General features: G+C 66.8%; 23 protein-coding genes. 7 read left to right on the top strand and 16 right to left on the bottom strand.

Features of this window, described 5'->3' with window-relative positions:
* Positions 1 to 4 precede the first annotated feature (4 nt).
* Together ACFRJ8_RS09165 and ACFRJ8_RS09160 are read left to right on the top strand one after the other, a co-directional pair.
* A complete protein-coding gene (locus tag ACFRJ8_RS09165) occupies positions 5 to 934 on the top strand; it encodes an ABC transporter permease (RefSeq protein WP_377985797.1) in 930 nt (309 codons plus the stop codon).
* Between the two features lie 13 nt (positions 935 to 947).
* A complete protein-coding gene (locus ACFRJ8_RS09160) occupies positions 948 to 1,775 on the top strand; it encodes an ABC transporter permease (protein ID WP_377985796.1) in 828 nt (275 codons plus the stop codon).
* On the opposite strand, the gene ACFRJ8_RS09155 is transcribed toward ACFRJ8_RS09160, so the two are convergent.
* Complete coding sequence (locus ACFRJ8_RS09155; RefSeq protein ID WP_377985795.1) at positions 1,772 to 2,449, bottom strand: HutD family protein; 678 nt, start codon at positions 2,447 to 2,449, stop codon at positions 1,772 to 1,774. The two genes, ACFRJ8_RS09160 and ACFRJ8_RS09155, sit on opposite strands and share 4 nt — an antisense overlap.
* A gap of 198 nt (positions 2,450 to 2,647) precedes the next feature.
* Between ACFRJ8_RS09155 and ACFRJ8_RS09150 the strand changes: the two genes are divergently transcribed.
* The gene (locus tag ACFRJ8_RS09150) at positions 2,648 to 3,250 is read left to right on the top strand and encodes a phosphoribosylanthranilate isomerase (protein ID WP_377985794.1); all 603 of its coding nucleotides are present in this window, start codon (positions 2,648 to 2,650) and stop codon (positions 3,248 to 3,250) included.
* A gap of 31 nt (positions 3,251 to 3,281) precedes the next feature.
* Here the strand turns inward: ACFRJ8_RS09150 and ACFRJ8_RS09145 are convergent, their stop codons facing one another.
* The 8 genes from ACFRJ8_RS09145 to ACFRJ8_RS09110 form a co-directional block, all read right to left on the bottom strand.
* Positions 3,282 to 3,797 (bottom strand): hypothetical protein, encoded by a 516-nt coding sequence (locus ACFRJ8_RS09145; RefSeq protein WP_377985793.1) that lies wholly within the window; start codon positions 3,795 to 3,797, stop codon positions 3,282 to 3,284.
* A gap of 283 nt (positions 3,798 to 4,080) precedes the next feature.
* Positions 4,081 to 4,260: a hypothetical protein gene (locus ACFRJ8_RS09140; RefSeq protein WP_377985792.1), complete on the bottom strand. Its 180-nt coding sequence runs from the start codon at positions 4,258 to 4,260 to the stop codon at positions 4,081 to 4,083.
* Positions 4,257 to 4,634 (bottom strand): hypothetical protein, encoded by a 378-nt coding sequence (locus tag ACFRJ8_RS09135; protein WP_377985791.1) that lies wholly within the window; start codon positions 4,632 to 4,634, stop codon positions 4,257 to 4,259. Before ACFRJ8_RS09135 ends, ACFRJ8_RS09140 begins: the two co-directional genes overlap by 4 nt.
* The gene (locus ACFRJ8_RS09130; protein WP_377985790.1) at positions 4,624 to 6,501 is read right to left on the bottom strand and encodes a hypothetical protein; all 1,878 of its coding nucleotides are present in this window, start codon (positions 6,499 to 6,501) and stop codon (positions 4,624 to 4,626) included. Before ACFRJ8_RS09130 ends, ACFRJ8_RS09135 begins: the two co-directional genes overlap by 11 nt.
* A 12-nt stretch (positions 6,502 to 6,513) precedes the next feature.
* Positions 6,514 to 8,601 carry a glycosyltransferase gene (locus ACFRJ8_RS09125; protein ID WP_377985789.1) on the bottom strand — a complete coding sequence of 696 codons (2,088 nt, stop codon included), beginning with the start codon at positions 8,599 to 8,601 and terminating at the stop codon, positions 6,514 to 6,516.
* A gap of 11 nt (positions 8,602 to 8,612) precedes the next feature.
* Complete coding sequence (locus ACFRJ8_RS09120) at positions 8,613 to 9,713, bottom strand: hypothetical protein (protein WP_377985788.1); 1,101 nt, start codon at positions 9,711 to 9,713, stop codon at positions 8,613 to 8,615.
* A gap of 105 nt (positions 9,714 to 9,818) precedes the next feature.
* Positions 9,819 to 10,817, bottom strand: a complete 999-nt coding sequence (locus tag ACFRJ8_RS09115) for a glycosyltransferase family 2 protein (protein ID WP_377985787.1) — start codon at positions 10,815 to 10,817, stop codon at positions 9,819 to 9,821.
* Between the two features lies 1 nt (position 10,818).
* On the bottom strand, positions 10,819 to 11,670 hold the full coding sequence (locus ACFRJ8_RS09110; protein WP_377985786.1) for a glycosyltransferase family 2 protein: 852 nt from the start codon (positions 11,668 to 11,670) through the stop codon (positions 10,819 to 10,821).
* A 301-nt stretch (positions 11,671 to 11,971) separates the two neighbouring features.
* Here ACFRJ8_RS09110 and ACFRJ8_RS09105 point away from each other — a divergent pair, with 301 nt between their 5' ends.
* Positions 11,972 to 12,982 (top strand): glycoside hydrolase family 16 protein, encoded by a 1,011-nt coding sequence (locus tag ACFRJ8_RS09105; protein ID WP_377985785.1) that lies wholly within the window; start codon positions 11,972 to 11,974, stop codon positions 12,980 to 12,982.
* A 63-nt stretch (positions 12,983 to 13,045) separates the two neighbouring features.
* On the opposite strand, the gene ACFRJ8_RS09100 is transcribed toward ACFRJ8_RS09105, so the two are convergent.
* On the bottom strand, positions 13,046 to 14,089 hold the full coding sequence (locus tag ACFRJ8_RS09100; protein WP_377985784.1) for a metallophosphoesterase: 1,044 nt from the start codon (positions 14,087 to 14,089) through the stop codon (positions 13,046 to 13,048).
* A 383-nt stretch (positions 14,090 to 14,472) separates the two neighbouring features.
* Between ACFRJ8_RS09100 and ACFRJ8_RS09095 the strand changes: the two genes are divergently transcribed.
* From ACFRJ8_RS09095 to ACFRJ8_RS09085, 3 genes are all read left to right on the top strand, one after another.
* On the top strand, positions 14,473 to 15,024 hold the full coding sequence (locus ACFRJ8_RS09095; RefSeq protein WP_377985783.1) for a YceI family protein: 552 nt from the start codon (positions 14,473 to 14,475) through the stop codon (positions 15,022 to 15,024).
* Between the two features lie 153 nt (positions 15,025 to 15,177).
* Positions 15,178 to 15,591 (top strand): YccF domain-containing protein, encoded by a 414-nt coding sequence (locus tag ACFRJ8_RS09090; RefSeq protein ID WP_377985782.1) that lies wholly within the window; start codon positions 15,178 to 15,180, stop codon positions 15,589 to 15,591.
* A gap of 68 nt (positions 15,592 to 15,659) precedes the next feature.
* Positions 15,660 to 16,133: an SRPBCC domain-containing protein gene (locus ACFRJ8_RS09085; RefSeq protein ID WP_377985781.1), complete on the top strand. Its 474-nt coding sequence runs from the start codon at positions 15,660 to 15,662 to the stop codon at positions 16,131 to 16,133.
* 47 nt (positions 16,134 to 16,180) lie between these two features.
* Here ACFRJ8_RS09085 and ACFRJ8_RS09080 read toward each other — a convergent pair whose 3' ends face one another.
* The 6 genes from ACFRJ8_RS09080 to ACFRJ8_RS09055 all read right to left on the bottom strand — a co-directional run bounded on the left by ACFRJ8_RS09080 (position 16,181) and on the right by ACFRJ8_RS09055 (position 22,530).
* Positions 16,181 to 17,050: a DUF4031 domain-containing protein gene (locus ACFRJ8_RS09080; protein WP_377985780.1), complete on the bottom strand. Its 870-nt coding sequence runs from the start codon at positions 17,048 to 17,050 to the stop codon at positions 16,181 to 16,183.
* A gap of 132 nt (positions 17,051 to 17,182) precedes the next feature.
* Positions 17,183 to 18,520, bottom strand: coding sequence for an FAD-binding oxidoreductase (locus ACFRJ8_RS09075; protein ID WP_377985779.1), 1,338 nt, complete (start codon positions 18,518 to 18,520; stop codon positions 17,183 to 17,185).
* 174 nt (positions 18,521 to 18,694) lie between these two features.
* On the bottom strand, positions 18,695 to 19,201 hold the full coding sequence (locus ACFRJ8_RS09070; protein WP_377985778.1) for a carboxymuconolactone decarboxylase family protein: 507 nt from the start codon (positions 19,199 to 19,201) through the stop codon (positions 18,695 to 18,697).
* Positions 19,202 to 19,719: 518 nt separating this feature from the next.
* Entirely contained in the window at positions 19,720 to 20,748 is a 1,029-nt protein-coding gene (locus ACFRJ8_RS09065) for a glycerate kinase (protein WP_377985777.1), read from the bottom strand.
* A 4-nt stretch (positions 20,749 to 20,752) separates the two neighbouring features.
* Positions 20,753 to 21,685: a 3-keto-5-aminohexanoate cleavage protein gene (locus ACFRJ8_RS09060; RefSeq protein ID WP_377985776.1), complete on the bottom strand. Its 933-nt coding sequence runs from the start codon at positions 21,683 to 21,685 to the stop codon at positions 20,753 to 20,755.
* Between the two features lie 80 nt (positions 21,686 to 21,765).
* Entirely contained in the window at positions 21,766 to 22,530 is a 765-nt protein-coding gene (locus ACFRJ8_RS09055) for an SDR family oxidoreductase (RefSeq protein WP_377985775.1), read from the bottom strand.
* Between the last annotated feature and the right edge of the window lie 30 nt (positions 22,531 to 22,560).

Here is a 22,560-nt window from a genome sequence, read left to right as displayed (position 1 = left end):
CGAGATGGCACAACAGATACAACAGTTGCCGCCCGGCCCACCCCGTGATGCCGGGGCTGTGCCCAGGGCGAAAACCAACGCCTTCTCGGCGTTGCTTCACCGATCACCCCGGCTAAGGCTTGCCGCGCTGCTCACGGCCCCGGCGGGCTGGCTGGTGCTTGTGTACATCGCCGCCCTGGCGGCACTGCTGATCACCGCGTTCTGGACCGTGGACACCTTCACGGGAGAGGTCTCCACGGTCTGGACCACGGAGAACATCGTCACGGTCCTGACCGACCCGGTGTATCAGCGGATCACGCTGCGGACATTGTGGATCGCGGTGGCGGTCACCGTGATCGACATGATCCTCGCCCTGCCCATCGCGTTCTTCATCGCCAAGGTGGCCAGCGCCCGCTGGGAGAAATTGCTCGTGGTGGCCGTGCTGATGCCGCTGTGGGCCAGCTACCTCGTCAAGGCCTACGCCTGGCGGAATGTCCTGGCCGAGGGCGGGCTGCTGGAGTGGCTGGGGGCTCCGATCGGCCTCTCGTCCCCGGGCTACGGCGAGACCGCCGTCATCCTGACCCTGTCCTACATCTGGCTGCCGTACATGATCCTGCCGATCTACGCGGGCTTTGACCGGGTGCCCGACTCCCTGCTGGAAGCCTCCGGGGACCTGGGCGCGAAACCGCTGACCACCATGCGCCTGGTCATGCTTCCGCTGCTGGTCCCGTCCATCATTGCGGGCACCATCTTTACGTTCTCCCTATCCCTGGGCGACTACATCACCGCGCAGATCGTTGGCGGGACCACGCAGATGTTGGGCACCGTGGTCTACGCAAACGTCGGAGCCGCGAACAACCTGCCCTTTGCCGCCGCGGTGTCGCTGGTTCCTATCGCCATCATCATGTTCTACCTCTTCATCGTCCGCCGCACCGGCGCCCTGAATAACCTGTAGCGAAAGGCGCATCATGAGGCTTTCCCGTAGCGCCAAGGTGGTCCTGGGCGTCGTTACCGCGCTGGTGCTGTTGTTCATCTACACCCCGCTAATGCTCGTGGTGGTGAACTCATTCAACGCGGACCGGACGTTCGGCTGGCCGCCCAAGGGTTTCACCTTGGAATGGTGGGGCAAGGCTTTTGACTCTCCCGGCGTCCGGGAGGCTGTCCTGTCCTCGCTGTGGGTGGCGGTGGTCGCGACCGTCATCTCGCTGCTGCTAGGGACGCTGCTGGCACTGTCATTGCAGCGCTATGAGTTCTTTGGCCGCGACGTCATCAACCTGCTGGTGATCTTGCCGATCGCGCTGCCCGGAGTTGTCACAGGCATTGCCCTGAACAACATGTTCACCACCATCATGGGCGTTTCGCTGAGCCTGTGGACGGTGGTGATCGCCCATGCGACGTTCTGCATGGTGACCGTATTCAACAACGTCATAGCGCGGCTCCGCCGAATGAGCCCCGGACTGGAGGAAGCCTCCTCCGATCTCGGCGCGGGTGTCTTCACCACTTTCAATCTGGTGACGTTCCCGCAACTGCGCTCTGCCCTGCTGGCCGGCGGCCTCCTGGCCTTCGCGCTCAGCTTCGACGAGATCATCGTCACCACGTTCACGATCGGGGCCGGTGAAACCACGCTGCCGATCTGGATCCTGCAGAACCTCTTCCGTCCGAACCAGGCGCCCGTAGTCAACGTCGTGGCCGTCGTGCTGATCGTGGTCTCGATCGTTCCGATCTGGCTCGCGCAGAAGCTGTCCGGGGACTCCGTGCGTGTCAGCGGCGCCCGTCTGAAGGCGGCCGAGAGCTAATCAGTACCGGGTTCCGTAGGATCGATGGAGACGACCGCCAAGAATCCGCGCCCCACGATTTCCGGCGTCCCGGTGTCAGCGCCGACGACGGCGTCATAGCGGTTCAGCTCGACGCGCTCCGGCTCCGAGGTGACTGTGGGCGTGCCGACAGGGCTGCCGGCGTCGGGCGCGGCATCGCCCGCAGTGCCGGGGCTGACGGTCCCCTGGCCGTGCAGGAGGATGCCGAACTGGCCCCCGAACACCGGATGGGCGCGCTTCTTGGACAGCTCAATGATGGACGTGTAGCCCTTGAAGGCGCCGTTGCGGGTGATGACGTTCAGGTCCCGGATGTCGCCGGTGGGCAGCGCCCCCGCCGCGGCGGCGTCGCCGGAGAACCGGAACGGCCGGTACTTCTCGAGCGGGTGCTCGGCGCCGTCCACGCTCAGGAGCAACAACTCCCCGTCAATCACCGTCAGCACACGGTCCATCCCTGCGAAGGCAGAGAAGGGGCCGGCCTTGGATACCTCGGCAATGCTGATGCGCCAGTCCCATGAGTCCTGCGCTGTTTTTTGCAGGGCGGTCTGCAGGGCGGTCTGCCCGGATGGGGTCCGGGGATGGCGGGCCACTTCGCGGGTCACCCCGCCGCCGTTGCGCCAAGGGTGGGCTTTGAGCTCGGCATAGCGGATGATCTCCATGGCACCAGCCTATCGGCCGGTCCTGGGCCACTTGCCGCCTGCCCGGGTGCGATGCCGGCGCTTCTGCCGATGCCGGGGTTTCTGCCGATGCCGGCGCTTCTGCCGATGCCGGCGCTTCTGCCGATGCCGACGCAAAGTCGGCGGCGGCGGTCCTGTCTTGCTAACGTCAGAGGCAGGAAACGTGCAAGAGGAGCCCGAATGTTTGTCAAAGTGTGCGGCCTTAGCACCCCGGACGCGGTCCGCGTCGCGGCCGATGCCGGCGCCGACGCCGTCGGCTTCGTCCTGACCCGTAGTCCCCGGGAGGTCACCCCGGAACAGGTCAGGAAGCTTCTCACCCACGTCCCGAGAGGGTTGCCCGCGGTGGGGGTGTTCCGGCACGAACCGGCCGCCGACGCCGTCGCCGTCGCCCGTGCGGCGGGCCTGGTCTGGGTCCAGCTCCACGGGAACCGCTCACCGGCGGACGTCCGCACTGTGCACGACGCCGGGATGAAGCTGATCCGGGCCGTCACCATGGCCGCCGCCGCGGACGCCTTCGACAACTGGGGTGAAGAGCTGCTCCTAATCGACGCCGCTGTCCCCGGCTCCGGCGAAGCCTGGGACTACGGCTCCGTCCGGGCCAAGGCCCTGGCTGGACGCAAGTGGTTGCTCGCCGGCGGCCTGGATCCCGCCAACGTGGCCCGGGCAGCGGCCGAGGCCGGGGCGTGGGGCGTCGATGTGTCTTCCGGGGTCGAGTCCTCGCGAGGCATCAAGGACCTTGCCAAGATTGGGGACTTCGTGAGGGCGGCCAAGGAGCCGGAATGAGGCCGGGCCGCTAGCGGGCTATCGGAGGGAGCTAGGAGCGTTTGATGATGACATCATCGATGTATTCGTCGCCCTTTTGCCGGTTGTGCTCGGCCCCGAGCTGAACTTTGCTCAGGCTGCTCCCCAGCATTTTGACACTCGTGCTGCTGTATCGCTGCACGCCGTCGAACCATACCTGGATTGTTGACGCGCTGCCGTTGGCGGTCACCCGCATGCTGACGTGGTGCCACGCGTTCAGGGAGATGCTCCCTGAGATCAGTTTCGTGTAGACAAAGGTGCCGCTTGGTGAGGTGACCCGGAGCCACAGCTGCCCGTTGCTGTTGTAGCGGTAGATGTCCGCGACGCGGGTGGAGCCGGAGAAGAAGCGGAAGTACGGTACGTCATTGCCGGATACGCCGGCCACGGTGATATTGAACCAGCCGTCTGCGTACGAGGTCTTGGTCCCCGAGCTGAACGCCGGGGAGGAAAGGTTTGCGAGCGAACCGGAATCCGTGGTCACATGCAGCTTGGCTGAATGCGTCCCGGTCTTGGCCCGCGAACTGGACATTGTGGCAGTGCCGGTGCCCGACACTTTCGGGGTGAGGCCGCAAAAGCTGCCCGATTCAAAACTTGTGGCCAGCACGACGGACCCAGAAAAGGAGTTTGTCGGTGCGGGGCTGCACGTTGCGGCCGTAGCAACCTGGGCGGAACCGAAGACAAGGGAACCGGCTACAAATAATCCGAGCGTCCCAACCATGCTGAGTGTTCTAAGTGTTCTCATTGCAGATACTTTCCGTGATTGGTTCGACTTGATGAGGTGCGCTTGAGCCGCGCCGGGCGGGCGGCTTCTGTCATGCCAACTGCGCCAGATGCACTAACTGCACAACCGCCGCGACGCCGACTATGGCCAGAAGGGCTGCCGTGGTGATCACCACGGGGCGCGGCAGTGCCTTGCCCGGATTCAACACGCGGAGGACATCGCAGCTCACGAGTGCTGTCACTGTGGCCAGTCCTGTCAGGAAGATGATCATTTCGCACGCACCAGGGCACGCTGTGGCCTCTTGAGCTCAAGGCCCAGGAAAGCGAGGGTCATTATCGACAGGACGCATACGCCCGCCGGCGGTGACCAGAGCCGTGCATAGATCATCGCCGTCGCCACGAGGGTGGACATCGTGAGGCTGAAGGCAATTGCGATGGCGATGATGAGGGGGAGCGCGCCCGCGGCCGTGCCCGAGCGCGTGGGGCCGAAGCGGAGGAGCAGCACCAGCGCTGTTCCAGGCCCGGCCAGCATCAGCAGGCCGATCACCGCCAGGCGCAGGCCCTCAGGGCCGACAAACGAGAGCGGTATGGCGGCTAGGGCGACGGCTGCCGTCGCATAGCTCACGTAGCTGCGTTCAGTTGCCATTGGGAACTCCTTCGATGTGAAAAATCACGCCGCCCGCGTTTTCATAAACCTTCGTCCAGCCCGGACTGGTGGCGCAGGTGGCGGTAAAACGTTGAAGATCGCCGGTGGGTGTCGAACCGCGGAGTTCGGCCGCCTCCCGCTGGCTTTCGGTAACGATGAGGTACGCGCCCGCTTTATGGGCGATCTGGTTGGCCGCGTCACAGCTGAGCGGCGCGGCGTTGGGAATGGGCTCGGCAGCAACGAGCGCCCGGTAGTCATAGTCCGCGTAGTGCTGGTATCTCCACGGGGTATTGCGAACTGCCTCAATGAGGACAGCGCCGGTGGGCGCAGTCGAATAGAGGCGGTTCACTAAGGCGATTTCGTCGTCGTTGAAGCTCTCCATGCCGTCGTTTCCGTAGCGGGAAACCACCGTAGCCGTGGCCAGTACCGCGCCCATCAGCAGCAGCGCCAGGGCCCGGCGCAGGCTCAGCCCGGCAGTACTCTCTGACATCACTGGCAGCACCGCCAGGCACACAGCAAACGGAAGGCTAAAGAGATACAGGCGCAGAAGCAGTTCGCCGCCATATGGCTGGAGCGGAATCAGGACCAGCGGCGCAAGCGCCGCGGCCGCGGCCGCCAACCACGGTGCCTTCCGCCGGTAGCCAACGATGGCGCCGGCAACGGCAAGAATCCAGACCAGCGCGACCTCGGCGATGCGCGTGTAGACCACCAACACGTGGGCATCGCTGCCTGAGACCCTTGTGCTCAGCGCGCCGAGGCTGTTCGCGCCAATGTCACCGAAAGAGCCGAGCAGTTGGCCAAAGTGCCCAGACAAGAAGGTTGAAGCCGCAAAGATCAGCCAGCCGACCGGCAGGACCACGGCCAGGACAGGCAAGAAGCGCAGCCGGAGATGGCCGGTCAGAAGCAGCGCGGCCAGGATGGGGATCGCTGCGAAGGGGCTGAGCTGATGGGAAGCCGTCATGGCAAGCAGGATCAGCCCGCAGACCACCACAAGCACCGCCGTGTCCGTCCGGCGTGGCTCCACGGCGCCGTATCCGGGCACCGCGCTGTCAAGCTTGCCGACACTGCGGGCAAGCCACCGGGAGAACCCGGTGCGCTCCGTGGGCCAAGCCCAGCCGGCAAAGACGCTGAGCAGGCAGGCAACCAGGGTGAGGAGGAGGACGAACGAATGCGCCTGCGGCGAGAGATAGTCCTGTCCGATCCAGCTGGCCACGTAGAAGATCCAGACAGCCGCCCACGCCTGGCGCGGATTCGCCGTCAACCGCCTCGCCAGGGCCAGCAACGGTGCGAGCAAGAGGAAGTTGATCCCCACCGGCGCCCAGGTCGCGATGCCGAAAAGGTCCTTGGCGCCTGTCGCCCCGGAGAGCATTCCCAGCATGCTGAAGAATCCGGGCCAGTCGAAGTACGCGTCCAGGGTCGGGTCGAGCTGGCCCGATTGGCCCATGGTGTCGGCAATGCCCAGATGGCGGAAGCTGGCCTCGAGCCGGGGCAGGCCATGGATGATGGGGTCAGCTCCAGCAAGGAGAACCACTGTCACCAGAAGCTGCCAGGTCAGGAGGGCCGGAACAAGGCGGCGGAGGCTCAACGAGGCGACAAATCCTGTCAGGCTGAGCCCGAGCGCCACGAAATAGGCAGGCGGGAGGACGCCAATAAGTCCGGCCCCGCCGATCCGAAGAGGATCGACCTGGGTCATGCTCCAAACGCCGAGGGCGAGGGCGGCCGCGGCCGTCGCGGCCAAGACGCCGATGTGCCACGACGGGGTCAGCCCCAGGTTGCGGTGGGTGGGCGGCTTGGCACCGCCGACGTGCGCATGCGCTTCATGCCGGTGCGCGGTGTGCACGGGGCTTGTTGCCGTTTCGTGTGTCATCATTTCCTCGATTCAACTCGGCTGGTGGCGCGCTGAAGGAATCTCGCCTGCGGCTGGGGCGGGGTTCGCTCGGGTCAGGGTGATCAGACGCCAAGCAGCAATCAGCGAAGCCGTCGCCTGGGCAAGGGCCCAGAGGACGGAGACGCCGGTGAGACCATATTGCTGGGCCACGGCCGCTGCGGGGGCCACGATCAGGATGGCGGCCAAGGTGGCGACTACCGTGGATTCGAAAAGCCGCCCGTGGGCCCGGCACAGCCCGTAGTAGACCTGGGTCACACAACTCAAGAGCAGTGCCGGAACGAGTACAGGAAGAAGGACCCACGCGGATGCGTACTGCGAGCCGAGGAACCCCAAAAGCAATGGCCCGGCCAGCATCAATATCAACCCGGCCACGAGAGTCAACAGGAAGCTGGCCCGCAGGGCGGAGCCGAGGAGTCCCGGCCGCGCCCGCTTTCCCGCGAGGGCCGTTTGCAGCGTAAAACCGGCGGACTGCGGCACGAAGAACACCGCCGAGGCCATCATCCACACCACGAACCAGGCGGCAGTCGGGGCGGGCCCCAGAGTTGCTGCAACGATGAGCGGAAGCAGGTAGCCGGGCGCGCGGTCGGCGAGCATGAGGACGTGGTTGGGAAGCCCGGGCTTCAGGAGTTTTAGGGCCGGACGCGGCCGGAGGCCATGCTTCCAATCGGGGGAGACCTGGGCCCGGGCAAGCTGGCGCAGTCCCACGAGGACGCTGGCCAGCGCGCCGGCGGCCACTGCGGCCACAATCACCGCCAGGTCACGGAGTCCGACGGCGAACGCGGCGGCCAGGAAGGCGAGCTGCACGAGGCTCTGCACGAGGCTTCTGACCAGCGTTCGGTCCGCCCGCTCCTGGGCCACGCCCACGTAGTCAAGCTGGTAGGCGCTGGCGGCGAGGAGCGACGTGGACAGGAAAAGGACTGTGACCAGCGGGATCCAGGCCTCGCCCACACCTGTGCCGAGCCAACTTGTGACGATCACCAACAGGCCCGCGCCCAGCAGGGCGAAGGTCGCGACAGCAAGCAGGCTGGCGGCGATGAGCCGCCGGCCGCCGTCATTTTCCGCGGGAAGCAGGGTCAGCGTGGCCGGCCCGACACCGAGCATCCCCAGCTGCACGGTCAGGAGGGCGGCCGACACCACCGCGGAGCCGAGCCCCAATTGCTCCGGCGGGAGCACGAGGGCCGCAAGCGCCCAGAACAGGAAGCCCGTCACCATAGGGGCGATCCTCGCAGCGGCCAGCCAGGCCGCGTTCCCTCCGACCGAGATGGGCTTGTGGGCCGGCCGCAGTAGCTCGCCGGCCATGGCGCGGTAGTTGTAAAGCAGGAAGCCCATCCAATACGGCAGGAAGCGGGGTGCGCGGACCAGGGACAGGCCCACGCCCCGGACGGTGGCCAGTAGGGGCAGCATCACCAGCCAGCCGGCACGGCCCGTGTGCTTGCGGACGGTGCGGGCCATTCCGGCCCCGTCCTGGAGCCACTGGTCGCGGGCGTAATCGAACGTGTCGTCGAACCTGTGCCTGACCACTACCGAGTCGGAGACGCCGAGCCGGTACCCTGCCTGCTCCAGCCGGATCCTGAGCTCCACATCTTCCCCGGAGCGGAAGTCGTCGTCGAACCCGACGTCGAGCAGCACGTCGCGACGCATCAGCGTGGCACTGACGCCGAACCATTTCCGCACCCGGCTGTGGTTGTGGTGCCACGCCAGAGCGGCGCCCCAGTACCCGGGTCCGTCGGCTTCGCTGGCCAGCCCGAATTGCAGGCCGTCGTAACCGCCGGCTTCGAATTCGGTCAGTAGCCGGGGCAGGCTCCTCGACGGAAGGACGACGTCGGCGTCGATCAGGGCGACTACCTCGCCGGTGGCACTCCGGGCGCCGAGCATTCGTGCGGCCGGCAGGCCGCGTCCCTCATCGGAGATAACGGTTGCCCCGCAGTCCCGGGCGATCGCTGCGGTGTCATCCGTGGAGCAGCCATCCACCACGATCATTTCGTGCGGGTGCTGGCTGCGGATCGACTCCAGGCACTCGCCCAGCCAGGCTGCGGCATTCCGCGCTGGAACGACAACCGACACCCTCAGATCGCTCACGTGGCCTCGCCTCACTCATCCAGTTTTGAACGAACCAGATTCGCAATGAAGTCAGAGGCCTGGTCCGCTGACCAGGCGGCGGGCAGCCGGAGCAGCCAGCAGGGAACATCTTCCAGAGCCCGGCGCACCACGGCCGCCTTCTGGCCGAAATGCTCCTCCAAGGGGACGAGGCTGGTGGCGCCGAGGGCCTCGACGAGCCGCCGCGACACCATGGGCAGTTCCGAATGGAAGTTGCCGACGATCCGTGACGTCATCCACTCCGCGCTTCGTGCCTCCAGCCGTGCGTCCGCGCCGTCGAAGCGCTCTAGGAAGATGGCCAGCTGTGCCGGCGCCGCAGACGAAATCCGCTGCGCGCCGAAGACATGCTCTGGCTGGACCATGCGGTGTTCGGGGGACCAGCGCCGGGTGAAGGCCGCTGTTTTCGGGTACCGGACAATGACCGGATGGACCGCCGTGGCCAGATGGGCGACGGGCGTCGTCAGCCATCCGGGGGCCAGGGGCTTGCGCGTGCCGCGGAACATGTCAGGGTAGATGGCGCGGTGGTGGGGTTTGATAAACATCGGCTTGGCGTAGCCCATGAGCATTCCGCCGGCGCCCATGAATGCCCAGTCGTCTGCCATGAACCGAACGTCGCGCATGGCCACCAGCTTCGCCACCGTGCTGGTCTTTCCTACTCCTCCCCAGGCTGGCAGGAGTACCCCGGAGCCGCGGAAGTCCACCACCGCGGCATGGATCATCGCCGCATCCTCCTCGACGCACAACCGGTCCAGCAACGGAATCACGGAAGTCAGGAGCTCGCCGGCGCCTTCGATCCGGTACCCGTCCTTCGTCGCGATAATCTGGACGCGGTCCGCCGGAATATAGAGGGACTCCCCGGTGAACCGGTAGGCATCCTCCGCGTGCGACTGGCTGGAGATCGGTGTTATTTTGGCGCCGATGGTGATCCGCCGTGGCGCTGCGGAGTCCCCAAGGAACGGGGCGAGCATGTCCCTTAGCTGCGGTTCGCCTGGCGTGCCGGCCTCGACCTCGATGCCCACGATCCCGTGGACATCGAAGGAGGCTCCGGCAGAGGCGCCGATCGGCTGTTTCACGTCGCGTTCAGGTTGGCTCATGATCCAGGCTTTCTCGGGTCGGGTTCCTGCGGTCAGGTGGTTCCGGATGCAGGGGCTGCGCTGGGCGTTTCACAGGGCGGTGTACAGGCACCCAAGCTGCGCGGTTCACTGGACTTCCCTCCATGGCTCTTCCGTCGACTCCCCGGCCGCTTTCAGCGGTGTGGCCGCGGTAGGCAGGCGGCGGCCGCGTACATAGCCGGTCGCGGTGGCCGCGAGCACGGCCACGATGGTTGCCGCCCGGCCGAGCCCGGCGCGGTCCCCGCCGCCGAGCCAGCCGCGGATTCCGGCATACACTGCACGTGGCAGGACCTGCCGGACGTACCGGCGTTCGGGACCCAGTGCCCGTTTGTGGCCGACCACACTGCTGACCTGCGCCTTGGAGAGCCCTTCGCCCCAGGACCGCGCGAGCATGTAGCGCAGGGTGCCGCGCTCGGCCGGAACGTGGTGGTGCACCAGGGCAGCGGGCTCATAGACCACCCGGGATCCGGGCGCTCCCAGCACTGCACGGATGCACAGTTCGGTCTCTTCGCATCCCAGCGGGACGGCGCCCTGGCGTCCCAAAGCTGTGTTGAAACCGCCCACCCGGTCCAGGACTTCGGCGCGGAAGGACATGTTCGCGCCAATGACATTGCGGACTTCGGCGGCGACTTTGGGCATTCCCCGGTACGTGCAGCCGACAATCCAGTCGAGCTCATTGGCGAAGTGGCCCGGGCGCCCGGCTTCCCAGAGCGGCTCCACCCGGCCGCCCACAGCCAGAACGTCGGGATCGTCATACAGGGCCGCGAGCCGTTCGAGCCAATCCGGCTCGGCTTCGGCATCGTCATCGAGGTAGGCCACGACCTCCGCCTTGGCGATGCCCGCCCCGGTGTTGCGGGCGCCGGAGAGGCCCTTGGGTCCGGTGTTCTCGACAATTACGGCGTCCGGGACGGTAAAGATCAGGCGCTTGTACAAGTCGACGTTGTAGTCGACGACGACAATCGTCTGCTTGGGCGGGACGGTCTGGGTGCGGACCGAATCCAGGGCGCCCATCAGCCTGTCCCACCGGTCCTCCGAGTAGGAGCAAATGACCACGGATACTTCCGGAATGCTGGGGTCCTCGGACATCCTATTCGCCTGCCCGTCCGCCCAGAACGCTGCTGGGATCGGTGGGAACGTGGGGGAACACCACGCTGGGATACTTGTACTTGACTCGGCGCAGGGCTTCGGGACGGGCACCGGCGGTCGGAGCCTCCCAGCTCACGCGCTCGCGGGCAAGGGTGCGGAGGACCCGCCAGCCGTCCCGGAACGTGTGCAGGTTCGACTGGCCCGAGATGCGGGACAGTTCATGGCTGGGAACCTCGGCAATGCGGAGGCCGGCCCGTGAGGCCCGGACAATCAGTTCAGTTTCGATCTCGAATCCGTCCGACTTCAGCTCCAGAATGTCAACGCATTCGCGGCGCAGGGCGATGTAGCCGTAGCAAAGATCCGAGTAGTCACTGTGGAGGACGGCGTTGGCGAGCCAGGTGAGCATCCTGTTTCCCCCGCTGCGCAGCAAGGTGAGATCGTCCGAGCCGCCACCCGTCACATAGCGCGAGCCTTTGACGAAGTCGTACTCATGCTGGAGCGGAGTCACCAGCCAGCCGATCTCCTGGGGGTCCATGCTGCCGTCACCGTCCAGCATGACGATGATGTCCCCGGAGGCCGCGGCAAACCCGGCCCGCACGGCGTTTCCTTTGCCGGGGCGGGGTTCAGCCACCACCACGACGTCCAGGCGCAAGGCCCGGGCCACTTCGACTGTGCCGTCCAGGGAACGGCCATCGACAATTACCACCTCATCCACATAGGAGGGCATGCGCCGGAGCACCCATGGCAGGTTCATTGCCTCGTTCAAGGTGGGGATCACCACGCTGACGGAGGGATTTGCCGGCGGGGGCGTCGTTTGGGGGCGCACGTTTGGCTTGAGATTCGGGATGGACACTGGCCTCACCACTCAATAACGTTTTCTGCTCGTCTCAACTGCAGCGCTTTCCGACTCCTCCAGCCGGAAAATAGACCCGAGCTGACGCTGTACGGTTGTCGACAACTTATTGATGTACCCCAGGGTTAAAGTTTGGGTCACGCCACCTTGCATTAACCTTGGATTAAGTTGAAGATTCAATCAAAAATGAGGGAAAACTGTTGATGCCCGTTGACCTCCATGCGACACTGGCCGGATGCGGACACGCGTTGTACGGGGGCGCGTGCCGGCAGGCCGCCGGCGTCTCCCCACCTTCCGTTTTGTGGCAGTTCCCGCCATGGTCCTGGGCCCAGTCCTGGCCCTGGCTGCATGCAGCGGGGAAGGCGCCCCCGGGAGCGGGCGGCCGCTCTTCACGTCCGTTTCGGCGTCGCCGGCCGGGCCGTCGGGCGCCCCGGGCGCTGGCTCTACGGACACCGGCTCCACGTCGGGAACGCCGACGGGAGCTCCCGAAGGTGGTGCCGCAGCTGGGCCCGCCCCGGCATCGGTAAATCCGTCCGCGCCCCAAGCCGTACGCGCCCCGGCTCCGGTCCGGACCACGGATGTGACAAAGACCGGTGACCTGCCCGGCTGGAAGCAGGTCTTTGTCGAGGACTTCTCCGCCGGCGACGTCCCGCTGGGCCGCTTCCCCGGTCCGCTCTACAGCGCGCGGTGGAGCGCCGGCTACAAGGACGGGACCCCGGACACTGCCGGGCAACGCAGCGGCGGCAAGTCCGGCTACTACCCGTCCAAGGTGCTTAGTGTCCGCAACGGCTCGCTGGATTGGTACCTGCACACGGAGAACGGGATCTCGATGGGGGCGGCGCCGACGCCCAGGATCCCCAACGCCAGCTCCAACCCGCCGCGTGCCAACAGTCTCCTCCATGGCCGGTATTCGGTCCGCTACAGGGCTGACGCGCTGCCCGGATTCAAGACGGCCTGGCTGCTCTGGCCGGACAGCGGCGTCTGGCCCCGGGACGGCGAGGTGGACTTCCCCGAAGGGGACCTGGCCAAGATCATTTACGGCGCCGTCCACTTTGACCGGAACGGCGCCGATGCCTGGGAGAAATTCGATTCCGACCAGTTCGTCACCTCGTGGCATGTGGCCACGATGGAATGGAGCCCCGGGCGGGTCGAGTTCTTCCTCGACGGGCGGTCCCTGGGCGTCAGCGCCAAGGCGCCGACGTCGCCCATGCACCTGATCCTGCAGACCGAATCCTGCCTGACCGGGTGCCCGGCCCCGGCGACCCGTGGCCACGTCTCGCTCGACTGGATCAGCATTTGGGTGCCGGCTTGAGGCCCTAGGAAGCCCCTAGCGGATTACTCGAAGGACTGCCGGGGTCCGAAGACCGGTGGCGCATCACTTGCGCCGGAGCGTGAAGGAATCCGAGAAGGTGTAGCCGTCGGCAGGAACGAACCGGGCGGCAAGTTCATCCACCGTGGCCGTGACGTCCAGGGTCCCAAAGGCCGGTTCCTGGTTCTTTCCGGATGTGCTGGCGAAATAACGCATTTCCGGGTCATCGGATCTCACGTTGTAGAGTCCCACGCCGCCAACGCCGACCGTGGCGAACACGGTCCCCGAGCCCTGGGCCATGGCGCCGTCGGTATCGGCCAGGCACCCGGAGGTGAAGCTGGCAGGAACGAGTTCCGCGCAGCTGCCGCCCGTGGCCAGCTGATGCGTCCGCTGATAGACGTGGTCATGGCCGGACAGCACCAGGTCCACCTCCTTTTCGATCAGCATGTTCGTGAAGTCCTGCCCCGCCTGGCAGTCATAGTTGCCCACGCTCAGGCAGGGGGTGTGCATCCCCACCACCGTCCAGGGGATGTTCTGCGATTTGGCTTCGTCGATGGCGTCCGCGGTCCAGCGCCAGCGCTCGCTGCCCCTTGAGTAGTCCAGCGGCTCCCCGCCCCGGAAGTCGATGCCGGGGGAGACCAGGATGAAGCGGACAACGGGATTCTGCTCGGGGACATCGACCCGCCACTGGATGCCGTACTGGCCCTGGAGGCCCGGCAGCTTGTTGGGCAGGCACCGGACATATTTGTCGATGTCGCCGTCATGGCCGTCACTCTCGTGGTTGCCGGTCACGAGCTGGTAGGGGAAGTCCTCGCCGAGGCGGGCGGTGACCATGTCGCAGAACTGCTGTTCGAGCCCTGCCTCGTAGGCGAAGTCGCCGAGGGTGAGGTTCAGATGCGGATTGAGGCCGGCAACGACGTCGAGCACCTTTTCGGCGCCCGAGCCGACACCGATGTCCCCCTGCGCGGTGAAGTGCACGGACTCGCCGGCCGGGGGTGCGGCGGAGGACGGCGGCGCGGACGACGGCGGGGACGAGGATGGCGGGGCGGACGAGGGTGTGCCCGGGCTCGGGGCGGGTTCCGGCGGACCGGGCAGGCAGGCCGACAGCAATAAACCCAGGCTCAGCAAGAAAGCACCGATGCCCGCCTTGCCACGTTTCCCCAGGGACCCGGCCACGATTCCTCACATCACTTGGTTGATCAGGACTGTGCGAATAGTTCTGCGAAATTCGGTGAATGCCCGGCATTTACAGGCCAGAGTAACGCGGCCGCCGAGGGATGGCCAGAGAGCGCGTCGGGCCCGGATCGCGGAATCCGCCGTCGGAAATCCTGAAGTCACATGCCAACGTGCCCGCCTCTCTGCCCCGCTCACTGCTCCCCGTCAAAGGCCGGCCGGACCTAGCCCGGGACGGGCTTCCTCGTTAGCATGCAGAGTGGGGAACACCCCGACCACCCCCGGCGGAACAGGTCCGCCATCGCTCGAAGGAGACCGTTGTGACTCTGCCCGAAGGTTTGACCCCCGGAGTGTGGACACTGGACATGTCCCACAGCGAAATCGGCTTCAGCGTCCGTCATGCGGGCATCAGCAAGGTCCGTGGCCGGTTCAACGAGGCCTCCGCCGAGGCCCGGGTGCGCGAGTCGCTGGCGGACGCCAGCCTGCACGCCACGGTCAAGACCGCTAGCTTCGATTCGGGGGACGCCAATCGCGATGCCCACGTCCGCGGCCCCGATTTCTTCGATGTCGAGAAGTACCCCGACATGACGTTTCGGGCCACCAGCATCCGCGGTGACGGGGAGGACTACGTGCTGACCGGCGACCTCACCATCCGCGGCGTCACCAAGCCCGTGGATCTCGAAGTCGAGTACACCGGCGTGGCGGTGGACCCCTTCGGCGCCACCCGGGCCGGATTCAGTGCTGAGGCGGACATCAGCCGGAAGGAATTCGGCCTGACCTGGAATGCCGCCCTCGAAGCAGGCGGGCTGCTGGTCAGCGACAAGGTCAAGATCAACGTTGAGGCCGCCATGGTCAAACAGGCCGATACCTAAACGCTGAAGAGGCGGGGCCGGCACCTGGGAAGCGGGTTACCGGCACCCGGAAGTCGGTTGTCCCGCGCCGGAGACGGGCGGGGCGCGAAAGTCAGGGATTTTTCCGGGTGAACCACTCATCCGAATGTCACTCCTACGGGCGAGAATGAATCCATGAAGACACTCCTGAACATCATCTGGCTGCTCTTTGGCGGATTGTGGCTGGCCATTGGATATTTCCTGGCCGGCGTCGTCTGCTGCCTGCTGGTCGTCACCATTCCGTGGGGGCTGGCTTCGTTCCGCATCGCGTCCTATGCACTGTGGCCGTTCGGCCGCATGGTGGTGGACAAGCCGGGCGGAACCGGCATCTTTGCCCTGCTGGGAAACGTGATCTGGCTGCTTGTGGCAGGGATCTGGATCGCGATCGGGCACGTCGTCACGGCCTTCGCCATGGCCATCACGATTGTCGGCATCCCGCTGGCGATCGCCAACCTCAAGCTCATCCCCGTCTCGCTGATGCCGCTCGGCAAACAGATTGTTCCGAGCAATTCGCGTTATGTGACCGCGTACACCCCCAGCCGGCGCTAGGGCTGCAGCGCAATCCGGGGGTGAGGGGCGCTTCCCCTGTTAGTCCGAGAAATCCGAGGGAGAGGATCATGAGCGAACCGGCGTCCGGGGACACGGACCTCATGCTGGTCATTGTCCGCGAGTTCAGGGCCCCTATCCAAGGTGTGTGGTCCGCGTTGACGGACCCGGACCAGGCTCCGCAGTGGTGGGGCCCGCGCGGCTTCCATGTCCCGCGGGAGAGCGTCGACGCGGACCTCGAAGTCGGCGGCCTGTACCGCGCCTGCATGATCCAGGACAGCACCGGGCAGCAATTCTGGTGGAGCGGGGTGCATACCGATGTCGAGCCGCCGCACCTGTTCGTGTTCACCCATGCCTGGGACAGGCCCGACGGTACCCGCGGCTTCGAGACCGAGGTGAGCATCCGGTTGGAAGAGGTCGACGGCGGCACGCAGATGACGTTCACCCAGGGGCCGTTTGATTCCGCGGCCAGCCGCGACCGCCACGGCGAAGGGTGGCGTGAGTCGTTCGATCGGCTGGCGAATCACCTCAGCGTCGCCGCCTGATCCTCACCGGCCGCCGGTGGGCTGCTGGTGGGCCTGACGGGTCACCGTCAGGCGAGTTCGCCCTGCAGGTTCCGGCGGGCCCGCTCCAGCCACAGACCGCGCGCGCGGTCCGTATGGAAGAGCGGCTCAAGCCGCAGCAGCCCGCGGACGACGGCGGCACGGCCGGCGGCGAAGTCGGCGTCGCCGATATGCGCGAAGTCTTCCCGGACGGCGGCCAGGTAGCGGGCGTAGGCCTCCGGTTCCCCGCCGAGGACGGAGAGATCGGCGTCACAGAGCAAGGCGCCGCCGTCGTCACCGGGCTCCGGACGGTGGTCTGCCGTGAGCAGCACCAGGCGGACCACTTCGTCCACCTCGGCGGCCGGGAGCCCGGCATGCCCGAGCCGGTTTTCGGCGAGCCGCGCCGATTCCTCCTCGTCCTGTCCCGCCACGCCGCGGTAGACGGCGTCGTGGAACCAGGCGGCCAGCACCACTGTCCGGGGCGGATCGGCCGGATCACACAGCAGGTCCAGGGCCTCCAGCACCGCCAGCAGATGGGTGCGGCCGTGGTACTTCCGGTGCTCCTCGCCCCAGCGGTCCATCAGGTCCAGGAAGAGGGCATCGTGGCCGGGCAATGCCTCGTTCCAGCGGTTCAGGAGCGGGACCCGGAGGGCCTTGCCGCGCCGGCGGGCCGGGATCCGCAGCCCGCTGCCGATCAGTTTGCGGACCAGGACCCTGCCCTCAACCGGGATGGCGCCGGCCGCCACCAGGGCCTCATACCGGGCCTCGGCGACGTCATAGTGGTCGCCGTCGAACGCCCGCTCGGAGATGCCGGCGGCCGCGGCGAAGGCGTGCAGCTCCTCGAGCGAGGTGTCCGAGACAAGGTGGGAAAAGTGGGTTCCATGGGCAGGCCAGAGCGGCGGATCGACGTAGACGGCCATGGTGGCAGTCTAGTCCCGTCCGGGCACCGGCACGGGCCGCCGTCGGACATCCCAGCGGCCGTCAGGCGGGCTCTGGCGGGGGCCACACCGCGACGGCGGGTCGCGCCGGCGTCGGGCGGGCTCAGGCGGTGGTCACACCGCGACGGCGGGGTGAATGTTCTGGTTGCCGCGGAAAACGTTCCCGGGATCAAAGTCGCGTTTCACTTCTGCCAGCCGGTTGTAGTTTTCGTCGCCGTAGGCCGCGCGGATCCGGGCTTGTCCTTCGTCGCCGATGAAGTTCAGCCAGACGCCTCCGGTGGCGTAGGGGGATATGTCCTGGCGGAAGCGCTTGACCCAGGCCTTCGCGTCCAGCCCTCCCTGCGGAGTGTCGCCCAGGCCGAACGGGTGGCTCACCCAGCTGGCGCTCCGGTTCAGCAGCGGGGTGGCCGCGGCGGCAGGCCCGCTCACGGCCCCGCCCCAATGGGCGATCAGCTGCTGGGAACTGGGTCCCGGGAGGTTCCGGGCCGATTCGATGATGACATCCAAGGCGCCGTCGGAAAGTTCGTCGTGATAGTCAGCGCTCCAGTAGTTGTACTTGCCCGGCGGGTCGTCCAGGGAGCACTGGAAGTCGGCGTAGTCGGTATCTCCCACCAGGTCCACAACAGGGCCAAGCTCCCGGTAGGCCTTGGCGTGTTCTTTGCCTTCCTCGGCGTCCCCGGCGAAGACGTAGACGACATACACCGCCATCTTGCCCACCATGTTCGGGGGCACGAAGGGTTCCTCCGGTGCAATCCCGTAGATGAGTGTGGCGGACTCTTCGTTGGGGGCCGCGACGGCCAGGTCCCGGTACGCGCGGCTGAGTTCCGGCGCCGCGTCCCCCGGCCACATCAGCACCCCGGCATGTACCTTTGGCCCGAGCTGGTGGAGGCGGAAGGTGAAAGACGTGGCGACGCCGAAGTTTCCGCCGCCTCCGTGCAGGGCCCAGAACAGCTCGGGATTCTCCTGGGCGCTGGCCGTTACCTGCTCGCCGCCGGCCGTGACCAGATCCACGGAGACGAGGTCGTCGCAGGCGAAGCCGAAGGCCCGCTCGAGCCAGCCGGAACCGCCCCCGAGCGTGAATCCGGCGAGACCTGTCGTGGAAACCCGTCCGCCGGTGAGGGCGAGGCCGTGCTCCTGGGTGGCGCGGTCAAACTCGCCGCAGGTGAGGCCTGCGCCCACCGTGGCAGTGCGGGCCTCCGGGTCCACCCGGGCGGATTTCATCGGGCGAACGTCGATCACAAGGCCGCCGTCGTTCATGGACATGCCGGCCACGGAATGGCCGCCGGCGCGGACGGCGACATCGAAGCCGTGTGTCTTCCCGTACGCCAACGCCTCGGCCACCTCTTCGGGGTCGGCGCACGGGGCAATGACCGCTGGATGGCGGTCGATCATCGCGTTGAAGAGTCTTCGAGTTTCGTCGTATTCCGGGTGACCCGGCCTGACCCACTTCATGGCAGTGCTCCTCGGTGACCGCGGCTCCACCCCACTTTTAGAGCTTACCGACAGGGCGCCGGCGGTGGCTACGGCCCGTTGCCTGGCCAGTTAGCCGCGGGCGGGTGCGGACCGGGCGGCGGGTTGGACGTGGGTGTCGCGGGTCAGCCGCGGGTTGGCCGCGGCAGTCGCGGGCTAGCCGCGGGCCTCGCGGATCGGGTGCTGGCTGACGATGGAAACCCGGTTGAAAGCGTTCATCGTGATCGCCAGCCAGCTCACGGCGGAAAATTCGTCTGCCGTCAGGTGCCGGCGGGCCTGTGCGCCTTCATGGTCGCGGGCTTGGGCGTCAGAGATGGTGGTGATGGCCTCGGCCAGCGTCAGGGCTGCGCGTTCCTTTTCGGAGAAGAGAGTGGTGTCCCGCCATGCGGGGAGAACGGCCAGTCGCTGGGCCGACTCGCCGTTCTTGACGGCATCGCCCACGTGCATGTCCAGACAGTAGGCGCAGCCGTTGATCTGCGAAATGCGGACATTGAGCAACTCGATCAGAGTCTCGTCCAGCCCGGCATCGGTGGCGGCTTCCTTGGCCTTTAGACCCAGCCCGTTGAGTGCGCGCCAGGCGGCAGGGTGTGCCTTGTCGAGGAATACATTCCGCTGCTCAGGATTCTGCTGCTGGGGATTCTGCGGTGCCGCCGTCTCAGTCATGGATTCCACAATACCGACGAGTTTCGGCGCGGCCCGGAGCGGCGTGTGACAATTTTGTCAAACATGTGACAAGCTTTGGGCGTGGGAGTGTTTGGTCCGGCGGCCGGTTCCTTGGGGGACCCAGCCGCCGGACCACTCCTTCCGAACAGGTCCTTCGGAACGGCCCCTTCCGAGCGGAGCCGGGCCGGGCCTCGCTCCATTGACCTCCGCCAAGCCAGACTTTCCGGGCCGAGCTTCATCGGGCTGACGTTAGCCAGATCCTTTCTGGCGGACATGTCCAGCTGTGCGGGCCAACCGAGAGAATGTCCCCGGGCAACATCTGGCAGCATTGGGCATGTCCAGTCGTCGGGCCCAGGAATGGGCACATGGAGAGTATGCCCACTGGTGCGCGCCAAGGTAGGGCATGTCCCATGGTCATAGGTGGCGGCGGGGGACATGCCCAGACTTCGATCGTGGGCAGGGGTGCTCAGGGGTGTATGCCCACCGGTGCGCGCCAAGATAGGGCATGTCCCGTGGATTCACGTGCAAGCACGAGCCGCAGTAGCAGCAGGGGCAGCCGCCGATGCCGCTCCGGCCAGCGCTCGGGCCAGTTCGGCCCCTGCAGCCCGCATAGCTGCCGGGTTTCCAGCCACGATGATGCCGGCAAAGCTGTTCGCGTCGTCGCCGAGGTCCGGATCCACCGATCCCACCACCGCGTACACCGGTTTGGCGCCGGCGCGGGCCAGGATGGCGGCAATGATCTTCCCCTGGCCGGTCTGTGAATCCAGCCGGCCCTCGCCAACCACCACCGCTCTGCTTGCGGCCAGCAGCGCGTCGAAGCCCAGCAAATCCAGCACATAGTCCGCCCCTGACACCAGGCTGGCGCCGTAACGGGCCCACATGCCGCCAGAGAAGCCGCCGGCCGCGCCGGTCCGGTCCACCAGTCGGGGATCGCGGCCGTAGTCCCGGGCGAACTCCGCCGCGAGCAGCTCGAGTCTGCGTGTAAGCAGCTCAACCGCGGCCGGCCCGGCGCCCTTCTGCGGCCCGAAAACACGTGCGGCGCCGGAAAATCGGGTCGTGACATCGCTGAGGATCACCAGCTCGGCGCCGCGGAGCCCGCCGCGTTCCTCGATCGCGGCGATGGCGCCAACCCCGCCGTCGGTGGTCGCCGAGCCCCCTGCCGCCACCACGATGCGGCGGGCGCCGTGCCCGGCGGCCTCCGCAATCAGGACGCCGGTGCCGTACGTGCTTGCCGTCAATGGGTCCCGGCGGCCGCCGGAGGGCAGGTTCAGGCCGCTCGCGAAGGCCAGTTCGACGACGGCGGTCCCGTCTGCAGCCAGCCCGATCTCCGCTTCGACGGGGTCGCCCCATGGCCCCACGGTGCTGATTCTGACTGGCCGGGCGTCCAGGCCCCGGACCAGGACCTCGAAGGTGCCCTCGCCGCCGTCGGCTACGGGCAGCTCACGGGCCGCCGCGTCGGCTGTGCGGATGCCGGCCGCGATGTGCCCGGCGACCTCGGCCGCCGTGAAGGTGCCTTTGAAGCTGTCCGGGGCCACCAGGATGCTCATCGGCTCAGAACCCTACGTTGTCCCGGCCCTTGAGTTGCAGCATCTGCCGCGCCTCGTCGGGGGTGGCGATCTCAAAGTTGAGGGCTTCCAGGATGGTGCGGATCCGGGTGACCTGCTCGGCGTTGGACGCGGCGAGCTGGCCGGGACCGATCCACAGGGAATCCTCCAGACCCACCCGGACGTGCGAGCCCATGGCTGCGCCGATGGTGGCGAGCGGCATCTGGTTCTTACCGGCACCCAGGATGGACCATTCGTAGTCCTCGCCGAGCAGTCGGTCTGCGGTGCGGCGCATGTGCATGAGATCCTCGGGGTGCGCGCCGATGCCGCCGAGCAGGCCGAAGACCGATTGGACGAACAGCGGGCCCCTGGCCAGTCCGCGGCCATGGAAGTGCGCGAGGTTGTTCAAGTGCGAGATGTCGTAGCACTCGAACTCGAAGCGTGTGCCGTTCTGGCTGCCGATGCCCAGGATGGTCTCGATGTCTTGGAAGGTGTTTTTGAAGACGAGGTCGCGGCTCTTTTCGAGTCCTTCGCGCTCCCAGGCGTGGCCGAACTCCGTGAAGCGGTCCAGCATCGGGTAGAGCCCGAAGTTCATCGAGCCCATGTTGAGCGAGGCGAGCTCGGGCTTGAACAGCGCCGCCGGCTGCATCCGCTCCTCGACGCTCATATGTGGTGAGCCGCCCGTGGTGATGTTGATGACGGCGTCGGTGTTCCGCTTGAGCTTGTCCAGGATCGGGGCGAAGTGCTCCGGGTCCTGGGAGGGGCGGCCGTCCTTCGGGTCGCGGGCGTGCATGTGCACAATCGCGGCGCCCGCCTCGGCGGCGCCGATGGCGGCGTCGGCGATCTCGTCCGGGGAGACCGGAAGGTGCGGGGACATGGACGGGGTGTGGATGGCGCCGGTGACAGCGCTGGTGATGATGACCTTGCGGGCAGCAGCCATGGGAATGTCTCCTTGGTGGGGCGGGGTGGGGGTGGACGGCGGCCCGGGGCGGACGGGATCCGTCGTCAGTTCAGCTCAGGTCAGTAGAGTTTTTCGGTGTTGCCGTCGACGGCGAGAGCCTGGCCGTTGACGTTGCGGGCCATGTCGCTGGCCACGAAAACGGCCATGTTGGCGATGTCCTCGGCCTCGATCAGCCGGCCCAGCGAGGACTGGTTGCGGTAGAGCGCGGATACCTCGTCCGCCGGCAGGTCCAGCATCCGGGCCTTGGCTTCGATGACGGCGTCGATGCGGGGGCCGTTGACGGCGCCGGGGCAGATGGCGTTGACACGGATCCTGTCCGGGCCAAGTTCGATCGCGAGGGTCTTGGTCAGCCCGACCACGGCCCACTTCGACGCCGAATAGGCGCTGCGGCCGGCCATGCCCAGCCGCCCGGCGGCTGAGGACAGGTTCACGATGGAGGCGCCGGTGCCCTCGCGCAGCAGGGGCAGGGCGTGCTTGATGCAGAAGAACTGGCCATGGATGTTGACGTCGAAGGTCGCCTTCCACGCAGCGGCGTCGAGGGATTCCAGGGGGCCCGTGGGCCCGGCGATGCCGGCATTGTTGACCAGGATGTCCAGGCCGCCCATTTCGTCCCGGACGGTGTTCATCAGCGTACGGATCTGGTCCTCGTCCGAAACATCGCTGACCGCGGCCAGGAGACCGTTGACGCGGGCCTTATCCACGGCGTCGGGGTCAATGTCGGTGACGAAGACGGCGGCGCCGAGTTCCCGGAACTTGTTGGCGATGGCCAGGCCGATGCCGTTGGCTCCGGCGGTGACCAGAACGCGCTTGGCGGTGAAATCCATGAGTAGTCCTTGCAGTGAGATGGCTTGCGG

Origin of the sequence: Arthrobacter sp. NPDC056886, assembly GCF_042788715.1 — a bacterium.
Lineage (GTDB): Bacteria > Actinomycetota > Actinomycetes > Actinomycetales > Micrococcaceae > Arthrobacter.
This window is presented reverse-complemented; position numbering and strand designations above follow the sequence as displayed.